17 protein-coding genes and 1 riboswitch are annotated in these 19,474 nt (G+C 63.7%); of the genes, 14 read left to right on the top strand and 3 right to left on the bottom strand.

Annotated features, from left to right (window positions below; genetic code table 11):
* Positions 1–136: 136 nt before the first annotated feature.
* From xdhA to bluB, 8 genes are all read left to right on the top strand, one after another.
* Entirely contained in the window at positions 137–1,510 is a 1,374-nt protein-coding gene (xdhA, locus tag BUC08_RS06145) for a xanthine dehydrogenase small subunit (RefSeq protein ID WP_037924902.1), read from the top strand.
* Positions 1,507–3,804: a xanthine dehydrogenase molybdopterin binding subunit gene (gene xdhB, locus BUC08_RS06140; RefSeq protein WP_037924900.1), complete on the top strand. Its 2,298-nt coding sequence runs from the start codon at positions 1,507–1,509 to the stop codon at positions 3,802–3,804. Before xdhA ends, xdhB begins: the two co-directional genes overlap by 4 nt.
* A complete protein-coding gene (gene xdhC, locus BUC08_RS06135) occupies positions 3,801–4,751 on the top strand; it encodes a xanthine dehydrogenase accessory protein XdhC (protein ID WP_051694195.1) in 951 nt (316 codons plus the stop codon). The genes xdhB and xdhC overlap by 4 nt, the downstream gene beginning before the upstream one ends.
* The gene (locus BUC08_RS06130; RefSeq protein WP_037924897.1) at positions 4,748–6,262 is read left to right on the top strand and encodes an ABC transporter ATP-binding protein; all 1,515 of its coding nucleotides are present in this window, start codon (positions 4,748–4,750) and stop codon (positions 6,260–6,262) included. Before xdhC ends, BUC08_RS06130 begins: the two co-directional genes overlap by 4 nt.
* A gap of 69 nt (positions 6,263–6,331) precedes the next feature.
* Positions 6,332–7,414: an ABC transporter permease gene (locus tag BUC08_RS06125; protein ID WP_037924895.1), complete on the top strand. Its 1,083-nt coding sequence runs from the start codon at positions 6,332–6,334 to the stop codon at positions 7,412–7,414.
* The gene (locus tag BUC08_RS06120) at positions 7,414–8,334 is read left to right on the top strand and encodes an ABC transporter permease (RefSeq protein ID WP_028954936.1); all 921 of its coding nucleotides are present in this window, start codon (positions 7,414–7,416) and stop codon (positions 8,332–8,334) included. The genes BUC08_RS06125 and BUC08_RS06120 overlap by 1 nt, the downstream gene beginning before the upstream one ends.
* A 28-nt stretch (positions 8,335–8,362) precedes the next feature.
* Positions 8,363–9,436 carry a BMP family ABC transporter substrate-binding protein gene (locus BUC08_RS06115; RefSeq protein ID WP_037924892.1) on the top strand — a complete coding sequence of 358 codons (1,074 nt, stop codon included), beginning with the start codon at positions 8,363–8,365 and terminating at the stop codon, positions 9,434–9,436.
* An 88-nt stretch (positions 9,437–9,524) separates the two neighbouring features.
* Positions 9,525–9,702: riboswitch (cobalamin riboswitch) on the top strand.
* A 50-nt stretch (positions 9,703–9,752) separates the two neighbouring features.
* Positions 9,753–10,433 carry a 5,6-dimethylbenzimidazole synthase gene (bluB, locus tag BUC08_RS06110; RefSeq protein ID WP_037924890.1) on the top strand — a complete coding sequence of 227 codons (681 nt, stop codon included), beginning with the start codon at positions 9,753–9,755 and terminating at the stop codon, positions 10,431–10,433.
* A gap of 370 nt (positions 10,434–10,803) precedes the next feature.
* On the opposite strand, the gene BUC08_RS06100 is transcribed toward bluB, so the two are convergent.
* Entirely contained in the window at positions 10,804–11,124 is a 321-nt protein-coding gene (locus BUC08_RS06100) for a hypothetical protein (protein WP_143186687.1), read from the bottom strand.
* 111 nt (positions 11,125–11,235) lie between these two features.
* Between BUC08_RS06100 and BUC08_RS06095 the strand changes: the two genes are divergently transcribed.
* The 6 genes from BUC08_RS06095 to BUC08_RS06075 are packed head-to-tail and all read left to right on the top strand — an operon-like array spanning position 11,236 to position 15,320.
* Complete coding sequence (locus tag BUC08_RS06095; protein ID WP_051694193.1) at positions 11,236–11,790, top strand: DUF4453 domain-containing protein; 555 nt, start codon at positions 11,236–11,238, stop codon at positions 11,788–11,790.
* A 57-nt stretch (positions 11,791–11,847) separates the two neighbouring features.
* Entirely contained in the window at positions 11,848–12,252 is a 405-nt protein-coding gene (locus tag BUC08_RS06090; protein WP_224769721.1) for a glutathione S-transferase, read from the top strand.
* 17 nt (positions 12,253–12,269) lie between these two features.
* A complete protein-coding gene (locus tag BUC08_RS24915; RefSeq protein ID WP_234973745.1) occupies positions 12,270–12,464 on the top strand; it encodes a glutathione binding-like protein in 195 nt (64 codons plus the stop codon).
* 52 nt (positions 12,465–12,516) lie between these two features.
* Positions 12,517–13,449 carry an aldo/keto reductase gene (locus BUC08_RS06085; protein WP_037924883.1) on the top strand — a complete coding sequence of 311 codons (933 nt, stop codon included), beginning with the start codon at positions 12,517–12,519 and terminating at the stop codon, positions 13,447–13,449.
* Entirely contained in the window at positions 13,446–14,510 is a 1,065-nt protein-coding gene (locus BUC08_RS06080; RefSeq protein WP_037924881.1) for an NAD(P)/FAD-dependent oxidoreductase, read from the top strand. The genes BUC08_RS06085 and BUC08_RS06080 overlap by 4 nt, the downstream gene beginning before the upstream one ends.
* A gap of 18 nt (positions 14,511–14,528) precedes the next feature.
* On the top strand, positions 14,529–15,320 hold the full coding sequence (locus BUC08_RS06075; protein ID WP_037924878.1) for a glycoside hydrolase family 25 protein: 792 nt from the start codon (positions 14,529–14,531) through the stop codon (positions 15,318–15,320).
* A 62-nt stretch (positions 15,321–15,382) separates the two neighbouring features.
* Here the strand turns inward: BUC08_RS06075 and BUC08_RS06070 are convergent, their stop codons facing one another.
* Positions 15,383–17,878: a GcvT family protein gene (locus BUC08_RS06070; protein ID WP_037924876.1), complete on the bottom strand. Its 2,496-nt coding sequence runs from the start codon at positions 17,876–17,878 to the stop codon at positions 15,383–15,385.
* Positions 17,879–18,070: 192 nt separating this feature from the next.
* Positions 18,071–19,474 (bottom strand): FAD-binding oxidoreductase, encoded by a 1,404-nt coding sequence (locus BUC08_RS06065; RefSeq protein ID WP_037924873.1) that lies wholly within the window; start codon positions 19,472–19,474, stop codon positions 18,071–18,073.

The raw sequence follows: 19,474 nt of genomic DNA, 5'->3' as shown, positions 1-19,474 counted from the left end.
TCAGGGTCGCGCGCCAAAACTCTTGCAATGCAAGGCTTTGCCCGCCTAGGCTGATCGTCAACACGCCCGCGCGCCGTCTACGCCACATCGACGTCGCGCCTTGTCGGGCATTGGTAGGGTGGCAGGTCAGAACCACATGAACGTGTCTTTTCGTCTGAACGGAGAGGACGTCACGGCGACAGATGTCTCTCCCACGACGACACTTCTCGACTGGCTGCGCGAAACGCGCGGCCTGACCGGCACCAAGGAAGGGTGCAACGAAGGGGATTGCGGGGCCTGCTCGGTGATCGTGACGGATGACAGCGGCGCCCGTCCGCTGAACGCCTGCATCCTGTTCCTGCCACAACTACAGGGCAAAGCCATTCGCACCGTCGAAGGCATCAGCGCCCCCGATGGCACCCTGCACCCGGTACAACAGGCGATGATCGACCACCACGGGTCGCAATGCGGCTTTTGCACGCCCGGGTTTATCACCACCATGGCAGCCAACCACCTGAACGGGCGCACCGACCATGACACCGCGCTGGCAGGCAACCTGTGCCGCTGCACCGGCTACGCCCCGATCGTCCGCGCGGCCCAAGCGGCGCAAAGCGCCCCTGTCCCCGACCACATGCACGACCGGCTGCCTCAGCCCTCCGGGCGCAATCCGCAAGAGGCTTCAAGCCACCCCACAACCCTAGATGACTTTGCCGACTGGTACGCCGCCAACCCCGACACCACGCTGATCGCGGGTGCGACGGATGTGGGTCTGTGGGTGACCAAGCAAATGCGCGATCTGGGGCAGACCGCGTTCCTGACCCATGTGGACGGCTTGCGCGGTGTGACGGTCCGCGACGACACCATCACCATCGGCGCGATGACCACCCTGTCGGACTTGCACCCCGTCATGGCCGAACACCACCCCGCCTTTGCCGAACTGATCCGCCGCTATGGGTCAGCACAGGTGCGCAACGCCGCGACCATTGGCGGCAATGTCGCCAACGGCTCGCCCATTGGCGACGGGCCACCGGCGCTGATCGCGCTGGATGCGACCCTGCACTTGCGACACGGGGGCCGCACGCGCAGCCTGCCCATCGCGGATTTTTTCATCGACTACGGCAAACAGGATCGCCAGAAAGGAGAATTCCTGACGCACATCACCCTGCCACGCGGCACGGATCACCTGCGCTGTTACAAGCTGTCGAAACGCTTTGACCAGGACATTTCGGCGGTCTGCGGGTGCTTCTGGATCGAGGTTGCGGAGGGCGCGGTCAAAACCGCCCGCATCGCCTTTGGCGGCATGGCGGCCACGCCCAAACGTGCGGCCATGGCCGAAGCCGCGCTGACGGGGCAACCGTGGAGTGAAGACACAGCGCGCGCCGCGATGGCCGCACTGGCGCAGGACTTCACCCCCCTGTCCGACATGCGCGCCAGTGCCGCCTATCGGATGGAGGCCGCGCAGAACATGCTGCTGCGGGCATGGTCCGAAGACCAAGGCGCGCCAACATCGGTGCTGGAGGTCCGCGCATGAGTGTCGCCCAGCCCCTGCCCCACGACGCCGCCCGCCTGCATGTGACGGGGGCGGCGCGCTATGTCGATGACATCCCGACGCCGCGCGGCACGCTGCATCTGGCCTTTGGCACCAGCACTGTGGCTGCCGGAACACTGACCGCGCTGGACCTTGACGCGGTGCACGAAAGCCCCGGCGTTGTCGCGGTGATGACCGCCGCCGATCTGCCCTTTGACAACGATGTGTCGCCGTCAAACCGTGACGACCCGTTGCTGGCCATTGATACCGTCCACTATCTCGGCCAGCCGCTGTTTCTGGTCATCGCGACCAGCCACGGCGCCGCACGTCGTGCGGCGCGGCTGGGCCGTGCGACGATCGAAAAGACCACGCCGATCCTGACCATCGAACAGGCCGAGGCCGCCGACAGCCGGTTCGAGGATGGCCCGCGCATCTATGCACGCGGCGATCTGGACGCAGGCTTTGCCAGTGCCCCGCATCGTCTGTCGGGGGTGATGGAGATCGGCGGGCAGGAACATTTTTACCTTGAGGGCCAAGCCGCCCTTGCCCTGCCCGGTGACAACGGCGACATGCATGTGCATTCGTCCACCCAGCACCCGTCGGAAATACAGCACAAGGTGGCCGAGGCCATCGGTCAGCACATGCACGCCGTACGAGTCGAGACGCGGCGCATGGGCGGCGGGTTTGGCGGCAAGGAAAGCCAGGGCAACGCGTTGGCCGTGGCCTGTGCCATTGCCGCCCGGGCGACGGGCCGCCCCTGCAAGATGCGCTATGACAGGGATGATGACATGATCATCACCGGCAAGCGCCACGATTTCCGCATCACCTATGACGTGGCCTATGACGACACGGGGCGCATTCTGGCGCTGGACGTGCGCCACGACACCCGCTGCGGCTGGGCGATGGACCTGTCGCTGCCCGTGGCCGACCGCGCGATGCTGCATGCCGACAATGCCTATCACCTGCCTGCGGTGCGCATCACCAGCCACCGTTGGAAAACCAACCACCAATCCGCCACCGCCTTTCGCGGCTTTGGCGGGCCCCAAGGGATGCTGGGGATGGAGCGGATCGTGGATCACGTGGCCCATGCCCTGCGCGCCGATCCGACGGCGGTGCGGCGGGCAAACTTTTATGCCTCCGGCGGGGATATTTCCGGCCAAAAGATACAGACCACCCCCTATGGGCAAGAGGTGGACGATTTCATCGGTCACGAGATGCTGGCGCGGCTTGAGGAAAGCTCGGACTATGCGACGCGGCGGGCGGCGGTGGACGCGTGGAACGCGCGCGGCGGTGTGATCCGCAAGGGGCTGGCGCTGACGCCGGTGAAGTTCGGGATTTCGTTCACGCTGACGCACCTTAATCAGGCGGGAGCGCTTGTGCATGTTTATGCCGACGGGTCGATTCATCTGAACCATGGCGGGACCGAAATGGGTCAGGGCCTGTTCCAGAAGGTGGCGCAGGTGGCGGCCAGCCGGTTCGGTGTGCCGATGGAGGCTGTGCGGATCACCGCGACGGACACGGCCAAGGTGCCCAACACATCCGCCACGGCGGCGTCGTCGGGGTCGGACCTGAACGGGATGGCGGTGCGAAATGCCTGCGACACCATCCGCGAGCGGATCGAGCTGCATCTGGCGCAGTTGCATCAGTGCAGGCCTGCCGATGTGGTGTTCAAGGACGGACGGGTGACGGCGGGCGGCGCCGACTACAGCTTTGCCGAGGTGGCGGCTCTGGCCCATCAGGCGCGGATCAGCCTGTCGTCGACCGGCTTTTACAAAACGCCCGAGATTTCGTGGGACCGGATCAAGGGGCATGGCCGCCCGTTCTTTTACTTTGCTTACGGCGTTGCGGCGGTCGAGGTCGCGGTGGACACGCTGACCGGCGAGAACCGGATGCTGAGGGCCGATATTCTGCACGATGCCGGCGCCTCGCTGAACCCCGCGCTGGACATCGGACAGGTCGAAGGCGGATTTGTTCAGGGCGCAGGCTGGCTGACGACCGAGGAACTGGTTTGGGATGACAGCGGCGCGCTGCGCACGCACGCGCCGTCGACCTACAAGATCCCCGCCTGCGGCGACCGGCCCGAGGTGTTCAACGTCGCACTTTGGGACGGCGAGAACCGCGCCGATACAATTTACAAATCCAAAGCGGTGGGCGAGCCGCCGTTGATGCTGGGCATCGCCACGCTGATGGCCCTGTCGGATGCGGTTGCGTCCTGTGGCGACGCCTATCCCGATCTGCACGCGCCGGCCACGGCCGAGCAGGTGCTGGCCGCCATTCACCGGGCGCGCGGCGCATGATGGACCTGGATGCCCTTGGCACCGCCATCGAGGCACAGGGCCGCGTCGTGCGGATCGTGCTGGCAGATGTGCGCGGGTCGGCCCCACGCGCGGCGGGCACGTCGATGCTGGTCTGGGGTGGCGGGCTGTCGGGCACCATCGGTGGCGGGCGGCTGGAGCTGGAAGCGGTGCGACACGCGCGCGGGATGCTGGCGCTGGATGCGCCGCGCGCGCGGGTGGAAAAACTGGCGTTGGGACCAACGCTGAACCAATGCTGCGGCGGGGCCGTGGTGATCGTGCTGGAATGGTTCGACGCGGCGCGGTTTCGGGCCATCGAGACGGAGTATGACGGCGTCTGGGCGCGGCGCGTCAGTGGTGCCGAGGACATGCCTGCACCGATGCAACGCGCCTGCGCCCAGGCCGCTGAGGGAGGCGCACCGCTGCGCGCGATGCTGCAAGGTGGCTGGATGGCGGAATCCCTGTGGCAAGAGCGGCAGCAAGTGGTCATTTACGGCGCGGGCCATGTCGGCCGCGCGCTGGCGGGTGTGCTGCATCCCTTGCCGCAGTATGACGTGCTGGTCAGCGATGTGCGCGCGGGCGAGCTGGCGCAATTGCCGGGTGCGATTGCCCGCACCGATGCGGTGCCCACCGACGTACTGGCGGGTGCCGATGACAGCGCGGCGCATTACATCATGACGCCCGAGCATGACTATGATCTGGAACTGTGCCACCACCTGCTGAACCGAGAGTTTGCCTTTGCGGGGCTGATCGGGTCGGCCACCAAATGGGCACGGTTTCGCAGCCGTCTGGCGGCGCTGGGACATTCACCTGCGCGCATTGAGAACATCACCTGCCCGATCGGCGATCCCGCCCTCGGAAAACACCCGCAAGCCATTGCCGTAGGCGTGGCCGCACAGCTACTAATGTTGCGCAAGCCCTTGCCAGCCCTGACGAAAGAGACCGCATGACTGCCCTTCTGGACCTTTCCGGCGTGACCAAAGCCTATCCGGGCGTGGTGGCGAACGACCATGTCAGCCTGACCATTCAGCCGGGCGAAGTGCACGCGCTGCTGGGCGAGAACGGCGCAGGCAAATCGACGCTGGTCAAGATGATCTACGGGTTGGTGAAGCCCGACGCGGGGCAGATGTCGCTGAACGGCGCGGGCTATGCTCCTGCGGACCCACGCGCGGCACGCGCCGCAGGGATCGGGATGGTGTTCCAGCATTTTTCGCTGTTCGATGCGCTGACCGTGGCCGAGAACATCGCGCTGGGGATGGAGAACGCGCCGCCCATGCGCCAGCTTGCGGCACAGATCAAGGCGGTGTCGGAAACCTATGGCCTGCCCCTGGCGCCGCACCGGCTGGTGGGGGATCTGTCGGCGGGCGAACGGCAGCGGGTCGAGATCATCCGCTGTCTGTTGCAAGAGCCCAAGCTGCTGATCATGGACGAACCCACCAGCGTGCTGACCCCGCAAGAGGTCGACATCCTGTTCAAGACCCTGCGCAAGCTGTCGGCCGAGGGCACGGCGATCCTGTATATCTCGCACAAGCTGGAGGAAATCCGCAGCCTGTGCGACGCGGCGACGATCCTGCGACTGGGCAAGGTCGTGGGGCATTGCATTCCGCGTGACACGTCAGCCGCGGACATGGCGGAAATGATGGTGGGCAGCGCGTTGAAGCCGCCGCAAAAGGCCGCCGGCCCCGTGGGCGATGTGCTGTTGGAGCTGCGCGGGCTGTCGTTGCCGCCCGCGTCAGCCTTCGGGATGCCGCTGCGCGACATTTCTGTTTCGGTCCGGGCGGGGGAAGTGCTGGGCATTGGCGGCGTGGCAGGCAACGGACAAGACGAGCTGTTGTCAGCGTTGTCGGGCGAGGCTCAGGTTCCCGCAGCCACTGTTTTCCTCAAGGGCGCCGACGTCGGCCGGTTGGGTCCGAACGCGCGCCGCGCGGCGGGCTTGCTGACCGCGCCCGAGGAACGGTTGGGCCATGCTGCCGCCCCCGATATGTCGCTGACCGAAAACGCCATGCTGACCGGTGCCGCGCGTCAGGGGCTGGAGCGTAACGGGCTGCTGAACTGGGGTGCGGCGCGCAGCTTTGCCAACCAGATCATCGCCGATTTCGACGTGCGCACGCCGGGACCGGGCAACGCGGCGCGGTCTTTGTCGGGGGGCAACTTGCAGAAGTTCGTGATCGGGCGCGAGATATTGCAACGCCCCGAAGTGCTGGTGGTGAACCAGCCGACATGGGGCGTCGACGCCTCTGCCGCCGCCGCGATCCGGCAGGCGCTGCTGGATCTGGCCGAACACGGGGCGGCGGTCATCGTGATCTCGCAGGATCTGGACGAGTTGATGGAGATTTCAGACAACTTTGCGGCCCTGAACGAAGGACGGTTGAGCGCGGTGCGCCCGGCAGCGGGGCTGACGGTGGCCGAGATCGGTCAGATGATGGGCGGCGCGCATGGGATGGAGGTGGCCCATGTGTGAGCTTTTGAGATGTGGCAAGTCGGCCCTTCGGGGAGAGTTTGCCTTGCAAGATGAAGATGGGGGCGGCCAATGATCCGGCTTGAAAAGCGGCCACAGCCAAGCAGGCAGATGGCGCTGGCCACGCCGGTGTTGGCGGTGCTGGCGACGATGGTCTTTGGCGGGCTGCTGTTTGCGGTGCTGGGCAAGGACCCGCTGCAATCGATCCTGACGATTTTCTGGCAGCCGCTGTTTGGCGAGTTTGCGTTTTATTACCGCCCGCAACTGCTGGTCAAAGGCGCGCCGCTGGTGCTGATCGCCATGGGGCTGGCACTAGGGTTTCGCGCGGGCATCTGGAACATCGGGGCCGAAGGGCAATACATCATCGGTGCGATCTGCGGCGCTGCGGCGGCACTGGCGTTCTATCCCTTGGAGGCATGGTGGATTTTCCCGCTGATGGTCATTTGTGGCGGCCTGGGCGGGTTCCTGTGGGCGATGATCCCGGGACTGTTGAAGGTCAAGTTCGGGACCAATGAAATTCTGGTCAGCCTGATGCTGGTTTACGTGGCCGAGCAGCTTTTGTCGTCGATGTCCCTGGGGTTGCTGAAAAACCCCGAAGGCTATGGCTTTCCGGGTTCGCGGAACCTGCAACAATATGCGTCCGCCCATAACGCCGAGATCATCGCCGGATCGGGGATGCATTGGGGCGTTTTGGCCGCGCTGATTGCGGTGATCTTTGCCTATGTGTTGCTGACGCGGCACCGCTTGGGCTTTGCCATTCGGGTGACGGGCGAAGCGCCCCGCGCGGCCAAGTTTGGCGGTGTGAACCCGGCGCGGCTGGTGCTGTTCTGTCTGGGGGCGTCGGGCATGCTGGCGGGGCTCGCCGGCATGTTCGAAGTGGCAGGCCCTGCAGGGCAGATCACCATCGACTTTAACGTGGGCTACGGGTTTACCGCGATCATCGTGGCGTTTCTGGGCCGGTTGCATCCCATTGGCATTCTGCTGGCCGGTGCACTGATGGCGCTGACCTATATCGGTGGCGACATCGCGCAGTCGCAGCTTGGCCTGCCCGCCGCCGCCATCCAGGTGTTCCAGGGCATGTTGTTGTTTTTCCTGTTGGCGCTGGATGTGCTGACCAATTACAGGCTGCGCTTTGGCGCGGCAGAGGTGGCGTAATGGACCTGTCTGTTATCAATCCGATCCTCCTGCTGGCCGCCCTGATGAGTGCGGCCACCCCGATCCTTCTGGCCGCCACGGGCGAGCTGGTGGTCGAACGCGCGGGCGTTCTGAACCTGGGGGTCGAGGGCATGATGATCGTCGGGGCAATCGCGGGCTTTATCGTGGCGGTGAACACCGGTTCCCCCGCGCTGGGATTCATCGGGGCGGCGGCGGGCGGAGCCGTATTGTCGCTGTTGTTCGTGTTCCTGACACAGGTGGCGCTGGCCAATCAGGTGGCCTCGGGCCTTGGGCTGACGCTGTTCGGGCTGGGGCTGTCGGCGCTGATGGGGCAAAGCTATGTCGGGGTGAAACCGCCGCGTATGGCGGACCTGGACCTTGGCCCGCTCAGCGATATTCCGGTGCTGGGCCGCATTCTGTTCAGCCACGATGCCATGGTCTACATCGGGCTGCTGATCGTGCTGGGCGTCTGGGCGGGATTGAAGTTCACCCGCGCCGGTCTGGTGTTGCGCGCCGTGGGGGAAAACCACGATGCCGCCCACGCGCTGGGGTACAAGGTCAAACGCATCCGTACGCTTGCGATCCTGTTTGGCGGTGCCTGTGCGGGCATGGGCGGGGCCTATATCTCGCTTATCCGCGTGCCGCAATGGACCGAAGGCATGACCGCCGGTGTCGGCTGGATCGCTCTGGCGCTGGTTGTCTTTGCCTCGTGGAAGCCGTGGCGCGTTTTGCTGGGTGCATATCTTTTTGGCGGCATCACCCAGCTACAGCTGAATCTGCAAGGCGCGGGCGTTGCCATACCGGTCGAGTATCTGGCAATGTCACCCTACATCGTAACGATCATCGTTCTGGTAATCCTGTCTGCTGACAAATCCCGCGCACCGGGTTCTCTGGGGCGCATTTTCCATGCCTCGCACTGAGGCCAATAAACCGGGGAGTATAACACTCATGACCTTCACCAAACTGATGGCCACGGCGGCACTGACGCTGGGCCTTGCCACGGGCGCCTTTGCCCAGGACAAGACCAAGGTCGGTTTTGTCTTTGTTGGCCCCGTCGGCGACGGCGGCTGGACCTACGAGCACAACCAGGGCCGTCTGGCCGTAGAAGAAGAATTCGGCGACAAGGTCGAAACCGTCTACGTGGAAAGCGTGGCCGAAGGTCCTGACAGTGAACGCGTAATGACACAGATGGCGCTGGACGGTGCCGATCTGATCTTTACCACCTCGTTCGGCTACATGGACCCGACCATCAACGTTGCGGCCAAATTCCCGAACGTGAAATTCGAACACGCCACCGGCTACAAGCGCGCTGACAACGTGTCGACCTATTCGGCCCGCTTCTACGAAGGCCGTGCCATTCAGGGGCACATCGCGGGTTCGATGACCAAATCGAACATCATCGGCTATATCGGGTCCTTCCCGATCCCCGAAGTCATCCGTGGCATCAACTCGGCCTATATCCACGCCAAAAAGGTCAACCCCGATGTGCAGTTCAAGATCATCTGGGCCTACACCTGGTTTGACCCCGCGAAAGAGGCCGACGCCGCCAAGGTTCTGATCGAACAGGGTGCCGACGTGATCCTGCAACACACCGATTCGACCGCGCCGCAGGCCGCCGCGCAAAAGGCTGGCAACGTGATCACCTTTGGTCAGGCATCCGACATGGCGCAATACGCCCCGATGCCGCGCGTGTCCTCGATCATCGACAACTGGGCGCCCTATTACATCGCCCGCACCAAAGCCGTGATGGACGGCACATGGACGTCGACAGACACATGGGACGGTATTGGCCCGGGCATGGTTGGCATCGGCGAAATTTCCGACGCAGTGCCCGCCGAAGTCAAAGCCGAAGCGCTGGAGATGAAGGACAAAATCGCATCGGGTGAATACCATCCCTTCACCGGCCCGCTGAAAAAGCAGGACGGCAGCGATTGGCTGGCCGAGGGCGAGACCGCCGATGACGGCACGCTGGCTGGCATGAACTTCTATGTCGAAGGCATCGAAGGCGACATCCCGCAATAAGCGGCGCTGACCTCTGGATTTGAAAGGCCCCGGCACTGCCCGGGGCCTTTTTTCGTATCCGGGGCTTTCGTTTGCCTGCGTTTTCCGTGCATCTTGCGCGGGTCTGGTGCCCGCCTGTCGGGAGAATCGGGAAGCCGGTGAAATTCCGGCACGTGCCCAACGCTGTAAGGGTGATGGCCTGCTGCACATGCCACTGGATCACTCCGGGAAGGCGCGCAAGCCAGAGGACCCCAAGTCAGAAGACCGGCCAGACAGCACGGTGTGCCCCGCGTGGACGGCAGGGTGGCCGCATATACGTGTTGTTGGGGACCAAACAATGACGACATCCACCGCCTTGGCGCAGGCTGCGCCCTTTTCCACTGACGAACGCGACGCCGTTTACAAGGCGATCCACACCCGTCGCGACGTGCGGGATCAGTTCCTGCCCGATCCGGTGCCGAATGAGGTCTTGCGAAAGCTGCTGGAGGCCGCGCATCACGCGCCGTCCGTGGGCCTGAGCCAGCCGTGGAATTTCATCGTGATCCGCGCGCAACAAGACCGTGACCGGGTCTGGCGCGCCTTTCAGGCTGCGAACGCCGAAGCCGCCGAGATGTTCGAGGGCACCCGCCGCGACACCTATCGCGCGCTAAAGCTGGAGGGCATCCGCAAGGCGCCGGTCAACATCTGCGTCACCTGTGACCGGTCGCGGGGCGGCAAGGTGGTTCTGGGGCGCACGCACAATCCGAACATGGATGTCTACAGCACCGTCTGCGCCATCCAGAACCTGTGGCTGGCCGCGCGTGCCGAGGGGATTGGCATGGGCTGGGTCAGCATCTTTCACGACGCGGACCTGCGCGAGATCCTGGGCATCCCCGAACGGATCGAGATCGTGGGCTATCTGTGCCTGGGCTATGTCGACGAGCTCTATGACCGCCCCGAACTGGAGGTCAAAGGCTGGTCCCGCCGTCTGCCGCTTGAGGACGTGATCTTTGACGGCAAATGGCAAGGTGAGGCTTGAAGGCATCCGGGTCCAACGCGCTCACGGCCTTGCGCCGCGTTCATCGCGGTCGACGTGCGATCATGCAGGAGCGGATAGAGGGATTGCGTCGCCCCAGCAGCGTGGGCGGGGCGATGTGCCTATATGCGTAACACTATAGTGTTTACAGTTTTCACTGTGCGCTTTTTCCCGGTCCTTTTGGACGCTCATTCTTCGGGCAGCGTCTTTGCCAAATCGGGGCCAAATCGGGCCATCCCTTCAAAAACGCTGCGCGCGTCAGGTTTCCGGGCGAACCGTACTGGCGTTTGGTGGCCTGGGTCAGCGTCGCAAAGACCAGCACGCGGTGGCCCTGCAGCGCCCAGACACAGTGCCGCGATCAGCGCCAGCCATTTCATTCCGACTCCGCGCAGGAAAACGGCAGGAACGATCCGGCCATGCCCTCGGCCACGGCCATCAGCGCCAGCGTGTCCGCCAGCCGGTATTCCGCCTCGCTGACCGGACAGACCCGGCCCTGTAAACACCCCGAGGCCAGAAAGGCCGCGTGATCCTTCAGGAACTGCGTGCTGATACCGCGCATGTCACCGGCGGTCATCTGCGCCCATGCCACCGAATAACGGCTGCATTTCTCGGCGTTCCAGCTGTCAGGCTGCACCTGTGCCGGTGCCGGTGCAGCCAGGACAAGGCAGGAGACTGTGGCGAACAGGCGTTTCATGGTGGTTCCTTTGGGGCGCGAACGCAGTTTGATAAACAGCGGCACCTGTGCTGCCAACCCTTTGCGCAAAACCGCTGGTGCTGCTGCGCGTACTCCCGCTAGTCTGGGCGCATGATAAGACTAACCTTGTGCCTTGCGCTTTTCAGCGGCCCCGCCCTTGCCGATCCTTGTGCCGACCTGTGGTTCAGCCGCAACCAGACGATGAACCAGGCAGGCTATTGTTTCGGCTCGAACCTGGGACAGGCATTGTTCGACAATGCGGACTGTACCGGCAAAACGGTCACCTTGACCCCGGAACAAAGCCGAATCGTGGCACGGGTAAAGGCGATAGAGAAGGAGGTGGGCTGCAAGGTAGACACCACGTCGCGCCGCATTGAACTGGAGGACCTGGCTCTACGCCGGCAACTGACCGTTCAGCCTGTGCTGGACGAGTTCCCCTCGGGCTGCGTCGGCTGGACCGGTGGCCAGATACGCCTTCATGCAGGCACCAGCACTGCAACGCAGGTGATCGGATCGGCCCAGACCGGCGACAACATCTATTTCAGTCACAGCCCGCAGAACGGCTTTAGCTATGTCACGGTGACCGACAGCGCGTTCGTGGCCAAAAGCGGCGGCTGGCTGCGCGACGGGTTTGATCCCGCGCTTTGCACACAAAACCTCCCCTGACGTCACGGGGATGCAAAACCGGTTTCCAACCGCGCGTCGCCATGCGAACGTGCACGCATGATTACATTGCACCACCTCAACCGGTCCCGCTCTCATCGTATTTTGTGGCTGCTCGAAGAGGCAGGCACGGAATACACCGTCAAACATTACAAACGCGACGCGAAAACCAACCTCGCACCGCCTGAACTGACCGCGATTCATCCCTTGGGCAAATCCCCCATGATCGAGATGGATGGCCGTCTGATCACCGAAAGTGCCGCGATCGTCGAAGTGATCTGCGCCAAACATGCGCCGCACATGGTGCCCGCGCGCGATGATCCCGCCTATATCCAACACCTTGAGCTGATGCACTTTGCCGAAGGTTCGGCCATGGCGCCGATCCTGTTGAACCTCTATGTCGGGCGTCTGGGCGAAGCCGGTGCACCGCTGCACCGCTGCACCCGCGCATCAACGAACAGCTGAATTCGCACTTTGGCTATATGAACGACGTGCTGCGCCCGTCGGGACATTTCGTGCTGGACGATCTGTCGGCTGCCGACATCATGCTGAGCTTTCCCGCAGAGATCGCGATGATGCAGGGCCGCGCCAAGGATTTCCCGCGACTGGCCGATTTCGTCGAACGCATCCACGCACGCCCCGCCTATCAGCGGGCGACCGCGCAAGGGGCCGATTAAAGGGGGCCAGCCCACCATTGCACCGCTGTCGTGGTCGTGCCACCCTCGGCCTATGACACAGCTTACATCCCCCGATGGCACCCCCGCCAGCCGCCTGACCTTTGGCGCGATGCAGTTCGGCGGCACCGCCGACGCCGCCGCGTCGCGTGCCATGTTTGATGCCTGCCGCAATGCGGGCATCAGCCATTTCGACACGGCCTATCTGTACACGGACGGTCAGTCCGAAACATTGCTGGCGGACATGATCAAACCCGACCGCGACAGCCTGCTGATCGCCACCAAGGTCGCCTATGCGGGCGGGGCCAGCCGGATCAACATTCTGGAACAGTTTGACGTGTCGCGCAAACGTCTGCAACTGGACATGGTCGATCTGCTGTACATCCACCGCTTTGACCCCGACACGCCGCTGGAAGAGACCGTCGACACGCTGGCCCATCTGCAAGCGCAGGGGGCAATCCGCTATATCGGCGTGTCGAACTTTGCCGCCTGGCAGGTGATGAAGGCCCAGGCCATCGCCGCCCGGTTCGAAACGCGCATCGACGTGATCCAGCCCATGTACAATCTGGTCAAACGTCAGGCCGAGGTCGAGATCATCCCGATGAGCATCGATCAACACATCGACGTGGTGCCCTATTCACCGTTGGGTGGCGGATTGCTGACTGGCAAATACGCCGCCGGTGGCACTGGCAGGCTCAGCACGGACGACCGCTATGCCAAGCGCTATGGTCAGCACTGGATGCACCAGACCGCCGCCGACCTGGCAGAACTGGCTGCCGACATGAACGTGTCCCCCGCCACGCTGGCCGTGGCATGGGCCGCGGCCCACCCTGCCCGTCCACGACCGATCATCTCGGCGCGCAGCGTGGATCAGTTGCAGCCGTCGCTGGCCGCCGAAGGGTTCGACATGGACGCCGCGCTCTACGACCGCATCACCGCCCTGTCGCACACACCGCCCCCCGCCACCGACCGCCTGGACGACCGATGAACGACTTTGTCGTCATCGGCGGAGGCATCGCCGGCATCTCTGCGGCGGCACGTCTGTCGGCGCATGGCAGAGTGACCGTGCTCGAGGCGGAAGACGCGCTTGGCTATCATGCTTCGGGCCGTTCGGCGGCGCTGTTCGAAAAGAACTACGGGCTGCCGTCTGTCATTGCCCTGAACCATGCCAGCGACGCCTATCACCAGCCCTACCTGAGCCCGCGCGGCTTTATGCTGGTGGGGCGCGCAGGCGAGGATGAGGGGTTTGACGCGGACGCAGCCACGCTCAAATGCCCCGAGATTTCGGTGGAAGAGGCCCGCGCCATTGTCCCGGTCCTGAATGACAGTATCACCCGCGCGGCCTATCACCTCGAAGCCTATGACATCGACACCGACCGGATGATCCAGGATTTTGCCCGACAGGTGCGCAGCAATGGCGGACAGGTGTTGACCAAAGCGTCCGTGACCCAGGTCCGCTTTGCCGAGGGTCTTTGGACTGTCACCGCAGGCGGACAGGAGCATCAGGCACCAACGCTGGTGAATGCCGCCGGTGCTTGGGCGGACCAACTGGCCGAGATGGCGGGTGTGCCCCCCGTCGGCATCACCCCCTTCCGCCGCTCGATGGCGCGCATTCCCGCACCGGGCGGGCATGACATCAGCGGCTGGCCGATCTTCTTTGGCGTCAACGAAACATGGTACGCCAAGCCCGACGCGGGATCGCTGCTGGTCTCGCCCGCCGAGGAACACGCCACCACGCCCCACGACGCATGGCCCGACGACATGGTGCTGGCCGAGGGGCTGGACCGCTACAGCCAGCACGTCACGACCGAGGTCACCCGGCTTGAGGCATCATGGGCCGGCCTGCGCAGCTTTGCCCCCGACCGCACCTTGGTGCTGGGCCGTGATGCGACAAATCCCGCCTTTGTCTGGTGCGCGGGTCAAGGCGGTTATGGCTTTCAGACCGCCCCCGCTGCCTCGCAACTGCTGGCCGATCTGGTCACCGGGCGCACGCCCGAGATCGATGTCGCCACGGTCGCATCCCTGTCCCCTGCCCGTTTTAACCCGTAACCTGTCAAAGGACCGCCCATGTTCCTGACCCGTCGTCTTGCCTTGCTTTCCCTGCTGGCGCTGGCCGCCTGCGGCGCACCCAGATCCAGCGCCCCGCCCGCGCCCGCCGGTGTGATTTTTGCCCCCAACTTCTCGGACGCGCATCCCGTGGATTTCAGTGGCCGCGCGCCACAGCGTTATCCGGTGCAGGGGATTGACGCGGCACGGTTTCAAACGTCAATCGACTGGAACACCGCCCGGCGCAACGGCGTGAACTTTGCCTTCCTCAAGGCCACCGAAGGCGGCGACCTGCTGGACCCTGAGTTCAAAAACCATTGGCGCGACGCAGGCCACGCAGGCGTCGAACGCGGCGCCTATCACTTCTACTATTTCTGCACCTCGCCCGAGGATCAGGCCCGATGGTTCATCCGCAACGTGCCGCGCACCAAGGGCATGTTGCCGCCGGTTCTGGACATGGAATGGAACCCGTTTTCGCCCACCTGCGCCCACGTCCGCCCACCCGCCAGCGAAGTACGTGACCAGATGCGCCGCTGGATCAGGATCGTTGAATCCTATTACGGGCAACGGCCCATCATCTACACCACGCCGCAATTCTACGCGGAAAACGGATTGGGAAGCCTGCGCGGCTACGACTTCTGGCTGCGCGCCACGGCGCGGAATGTGTCCGAAGCCTACCCCGGCCAAAGCTGGAAGTTCTGGCAATACTCGGCGACCGGCATCATTCCGGGGATCGTCGGCAAAGTTGACCTGAACGTGTTCAATGGCAGCCGCGCCGACTGGACCGCGTGGTTGGCAGCACACAAGCTGTAATCCCACGAAAAAGGGCGATGTCCGCAAACATCGCCCTCCATTCCTAAGGGCTGGTTGCGCCCTTACCCGTCAACGCGAATGGTCGCGTTCTTGGGATCATAGGGGCTGTCCTCGGTCACTTCGGCATCCCAAAGCTGGTCGAACATCTTGACCTTCAGCTTTGTCCCCGGCACCGCCAGTTCCGGTTTGACATAGCCCATGCCGATGCTTTTCCCGAAGGCCACCGAATAGCCACCCGAGGTCAGACGCCCAGCGCGGTCGTCGCCATGGTACAGCACTTCGCGGCCCCACGGATCGGCATCCTCCGGCCCGTCGATCAGCAGCGTGACGCATTTGACGCGCACGCCTTTGGCCTCCATCTCGGCCTTGCCGTGGAACTCCTTGGACAGGTCGACAAAGCGCGGCAGATCGGCCTCGAGCGGGGTCGCGTCGCGGCCCAGTTCGGTCCCGAAGGCACGATAGGATTTCTCCTGCCGCAGCCAGTTCTGCGCCCGTGCACCAACCAGCTTCAGCCCGTGCGGCTCGCCCGCTTTCATCAGTTGATCCCACAGATAGTTCTGCATCTCGATCGGGTGGTGCAGCTCCCAGCCTAGCTCGCCGGTATAGGCCACGCGGATCGCGCGCACCGGGCACATACCCAGTTCGATGTGGCGCATGGTCAGCCAGGGGAAGCGTTTGTTCGACAGGACGGTGGCGGGATCGGCATCCTTGACCAGCGTGTTCAGCACATCGCGGGATTTCGGACCGGCGATGGCGAACACACCCCATTGGGTCGTCACATCATGACATTCGATATAGCCGAACTCCGGTGCCTTGTCGGCAATCGCCTTGCGCAGATAGTCGCTGTCGTAAGCGGTCCAGGCGCCAGCCGAAACAAGGTAGTATTCGTCCTGCGCCAGCCGCACGATGGTGTATTCCGTCCGCGTGGTCCCGGCACCTGTCAGCGCATAGGTCAGGTTGATACGGCCAACGCTGGGCAGTTTGTTGCAGGTGAACCAGTCCAGGAACTGTGTCGCGCCGGGCCCCTTGACCAGATGCTTGGTGAATGCTGTGGCGTCGATCAGGCCCACGCCCTCGCGGATCGCCTTGGCCTCTTCCACGGCATATTGCCACCAGCCGCCGCGGCGGAAGCTGCGCGCATCGTGATCGCTGAACCCTTCGGGCGCGTAATAGTTCGGGCGTTCCCAGCCGTTGACCCAGCCGAACTGCGCGCCCTTCGCGGCCTGCCGGTCATAGGCGGGCGATGTGCGCAGGGGGCGGCAGGCGGGCCGCTCCTCGTCGGGGTGGTGCAGGATATAGACGTGTTCATACGCCTCTTCGTTCTTGCGCGCGGCAAACTCGGTGGTCATCCAGTCGCCGTAGCGTTTGGGGTCCAGCGACGCCATGTCGATCTCGGCTTCCCCCTCGACCATCAGCTGCGCGAGGTAATAGCCGGTGCCGCCTGCCGCGGTGATCCCGAACGAGAACCCTTCGGCCAGCCACATGTTGCGCAGTCCCGGCGCCGGACCCACCAGCGGGTTGCCATCGGGGGTGTAGCAGATCGGCCCGTTGAAATCGTCCTTCAGGCCGCAGTTCTCGGCGGAAGGAATACGGTGGTTCATCGCCATGTACTGATCTTCGATCCGGTCGAGGTCGAGCTGGAACAGATCGGCGCGGAAGCTGTCCGGCACACCATATTCGAACCGCGCGGGCGCATTGGGCTCGTAAACCCCGAGGATCCAGCCGCCACGCTCTTCGCGGACATAGGATTGCGCATCCGCATCACGGATAACGGGGTGTTCGACATTGCCAGGCTGCTTGCGGAATTCAACCAGCTCGGGGTCCTGATCCATCACGATGAACTGGTGCTCGACCGGGATGGCGGGCATCTTGATGCCCAACATCTTGGCCGTGCGCTGTGCGTGGTTGCCGCTGGCGGTCACCACATGTTCGGCGGTGATCACGATCTGCTCGTCCGAAGGGACCAGGTTGCCGCCCTTTTCGACCATCTTGGTCGCAGTCACTTCCCACGCCTCACCGTTCCAGTGAAACGCATCCGCCTGCCACTTCCGCTCGATCATCACACCGCGCTGGCGTGCCCCTTTGGCCATCGCCATGGTCACGTCTGCGGGGTTAATATAGCCGTCGGTCTGGTGGTACAGCGCGCCTTCCAGGTCCTCGGTGCGGATCAGTGGCCACTTGGCCTTGATCTCGTCGGGGGTCATAAAGGTATAGGGCACGCCGCAAGTCTCGGCTGTGGACGCATAGAGCATGTATTCGTCCATGCGTTCCTTGGTCTGTGCCATGCGCAGGTTGCCCACCACGGCAAAGCCCGCGTTCAGACCGGTTTCTTCTTCCAGCGTCTTGTAGAAGCGGATCGAATAGTCGTGAATATGGGTCGTCGCAAATGACATGTTGAAATAGGGCAGCAAGCCCGCTGCGTGCCAGGTCGACCCCGAGGTCAACTCGTCCCGCTCCAACAGCATGACATCATCCCAGCCCGCGCGGGCCAAATGATAGGCAATCGATGTACCCACGGCTCCGCCGCCGACCACCAGTGCTTTGACGTTTGTTTTCATGACCCGATTCCCTGCAAGGCTGAATTTGCCCTCTTCTACTCTGCCACAGCCTCCCCCGCGTCAGCCGCCCGACACGTCGCGGCAAAAAAGCGACCATCGTCCTTCATCTTGCCAGACAAACTCCGGGGGAGGCGCGCCAGCGCCGGGGGCAGCGCCCCCTGACAGGACAGTGTCGCGGCAGCGGCCTTTGGGTCAGACCGTAACAACCTTGCCGGGGTTCAGGATATTATCGGGGTCCAGTGCGCGTTTGATGGCGATCATCACATCGGTGGCCTCGCCCAGTTCCTTGACCAGATAGGGCATTTTCCCCTGCCCGACCCCATGTTCACCGGTACAGGTGCCATCCATCGAGATCGCCGTTTCCGCCAGCCAGCTGACATAGTCCTCGGCCTTGGCCATTTCTTCGGGGCTGTTTTCATCGACCAGCACCAGCGAATGGAAATTGCCGTCACCGACGTGGCCCACGATGGGCGCCAGGAATCCCAGTTCCTCCAACCGCTCCTGCGCCGCCACCACGATTTCCGCCAGCCGCGAGATCGGCACGCAGACATCGGTCGAAATCCCCTTGGCACCGGGGCGCAGACCCAGCGATGCCCAATAGGCATTGTGCCGCGCCTTCCACAGGGCGTTGCGCTCTTCGGTGCTGGTGGTCGCGGTATAGCCGGTGCCACCAAACTCTTCCGCAATCGCGCCAAAGGTCTCCGCCTGTTCGACCACGCCGGCGTCCGAGCCGTGGAATTCCAGCAGCAGCAGCGGCGTTTCCGGCAGGTCCAGCCCCGAATAGGCATTGCACGCCTGCACCTGCAATGTGTCCAACAACTCGATCCGCGCGACGGGAATGCCGAACTGGATCACCTGCATCACCGTCTGGCACGCCGCATCCACCGACGGGAAAGAACACCGCGCCGAGCTGATCGCCTCGGGAATACCCTGCAATTTCAATGTGATCTCGGTGATGATCCCCAGCGTGCCCTCCGACCCGACCAACAACCGCGTCAGGTCATAGCCTGCCGACGACTTCTTGGCGCGCTGCGCAGTCCGGATGATCCGGCCGTCCGCCATGACTGCCTCCAGCGCCAGAACGTTGTCCTTCATCGTGCCATAGCGCACCGCATTGGTCCCCGAAGCCCGCGTTGCCGCCATGCCGCCCAGCGACGCATTCGCACCGGGGTCGATGGGGAAAAACAAACCCTGATCCCGCAGGTGGGTGTTCAGATCCTCGCGGGTGACACCGGGCTGGATCACACAGTCCAGATCTTCGGAATGCACGTTGATGATCTTGTTCATCTGGCTCAGATCAATCGAGATCCCGCCCGCGGCTGCGTTCACATGCCCTTCGAGCGAGGTGCCGGTGCCAAAGGCGATCACCGGCACCTTATGGGCAGCACAGACCTTGACGATGTCGGACACCTCTTGGGTCGATTTGGCAAAAACCACGGCATCGGGCATCTGGTTCGCAATCCACGTCGTCGTGTGCCCGTGCTGTTCGCGCACCGACGCGCTGGTCTGGAACCGGTCCCCGAATTGCTGTTTCAGCACGCCCATAGCGGTTTGGATGCCACTTTCGTTGCGCGGCAGGTCGATCGCTTTTGCCAT

Origin of the sequence: Pseudosulfitobacter pseudonitzschiae (genome assembly GCF_900129395.1) — a bacterium.
Lineage (GTDB): Bacteria > Pseudomonadota > Alphaproteobacteria > Rhodobacterales > Rhodobacteraceae > Pseudosulfitobacter > Pseudosulfitobacter pseudonitzschiae.
This window is presented reverse-complemented; position numbering and strand designations above follow the sequence as displayed.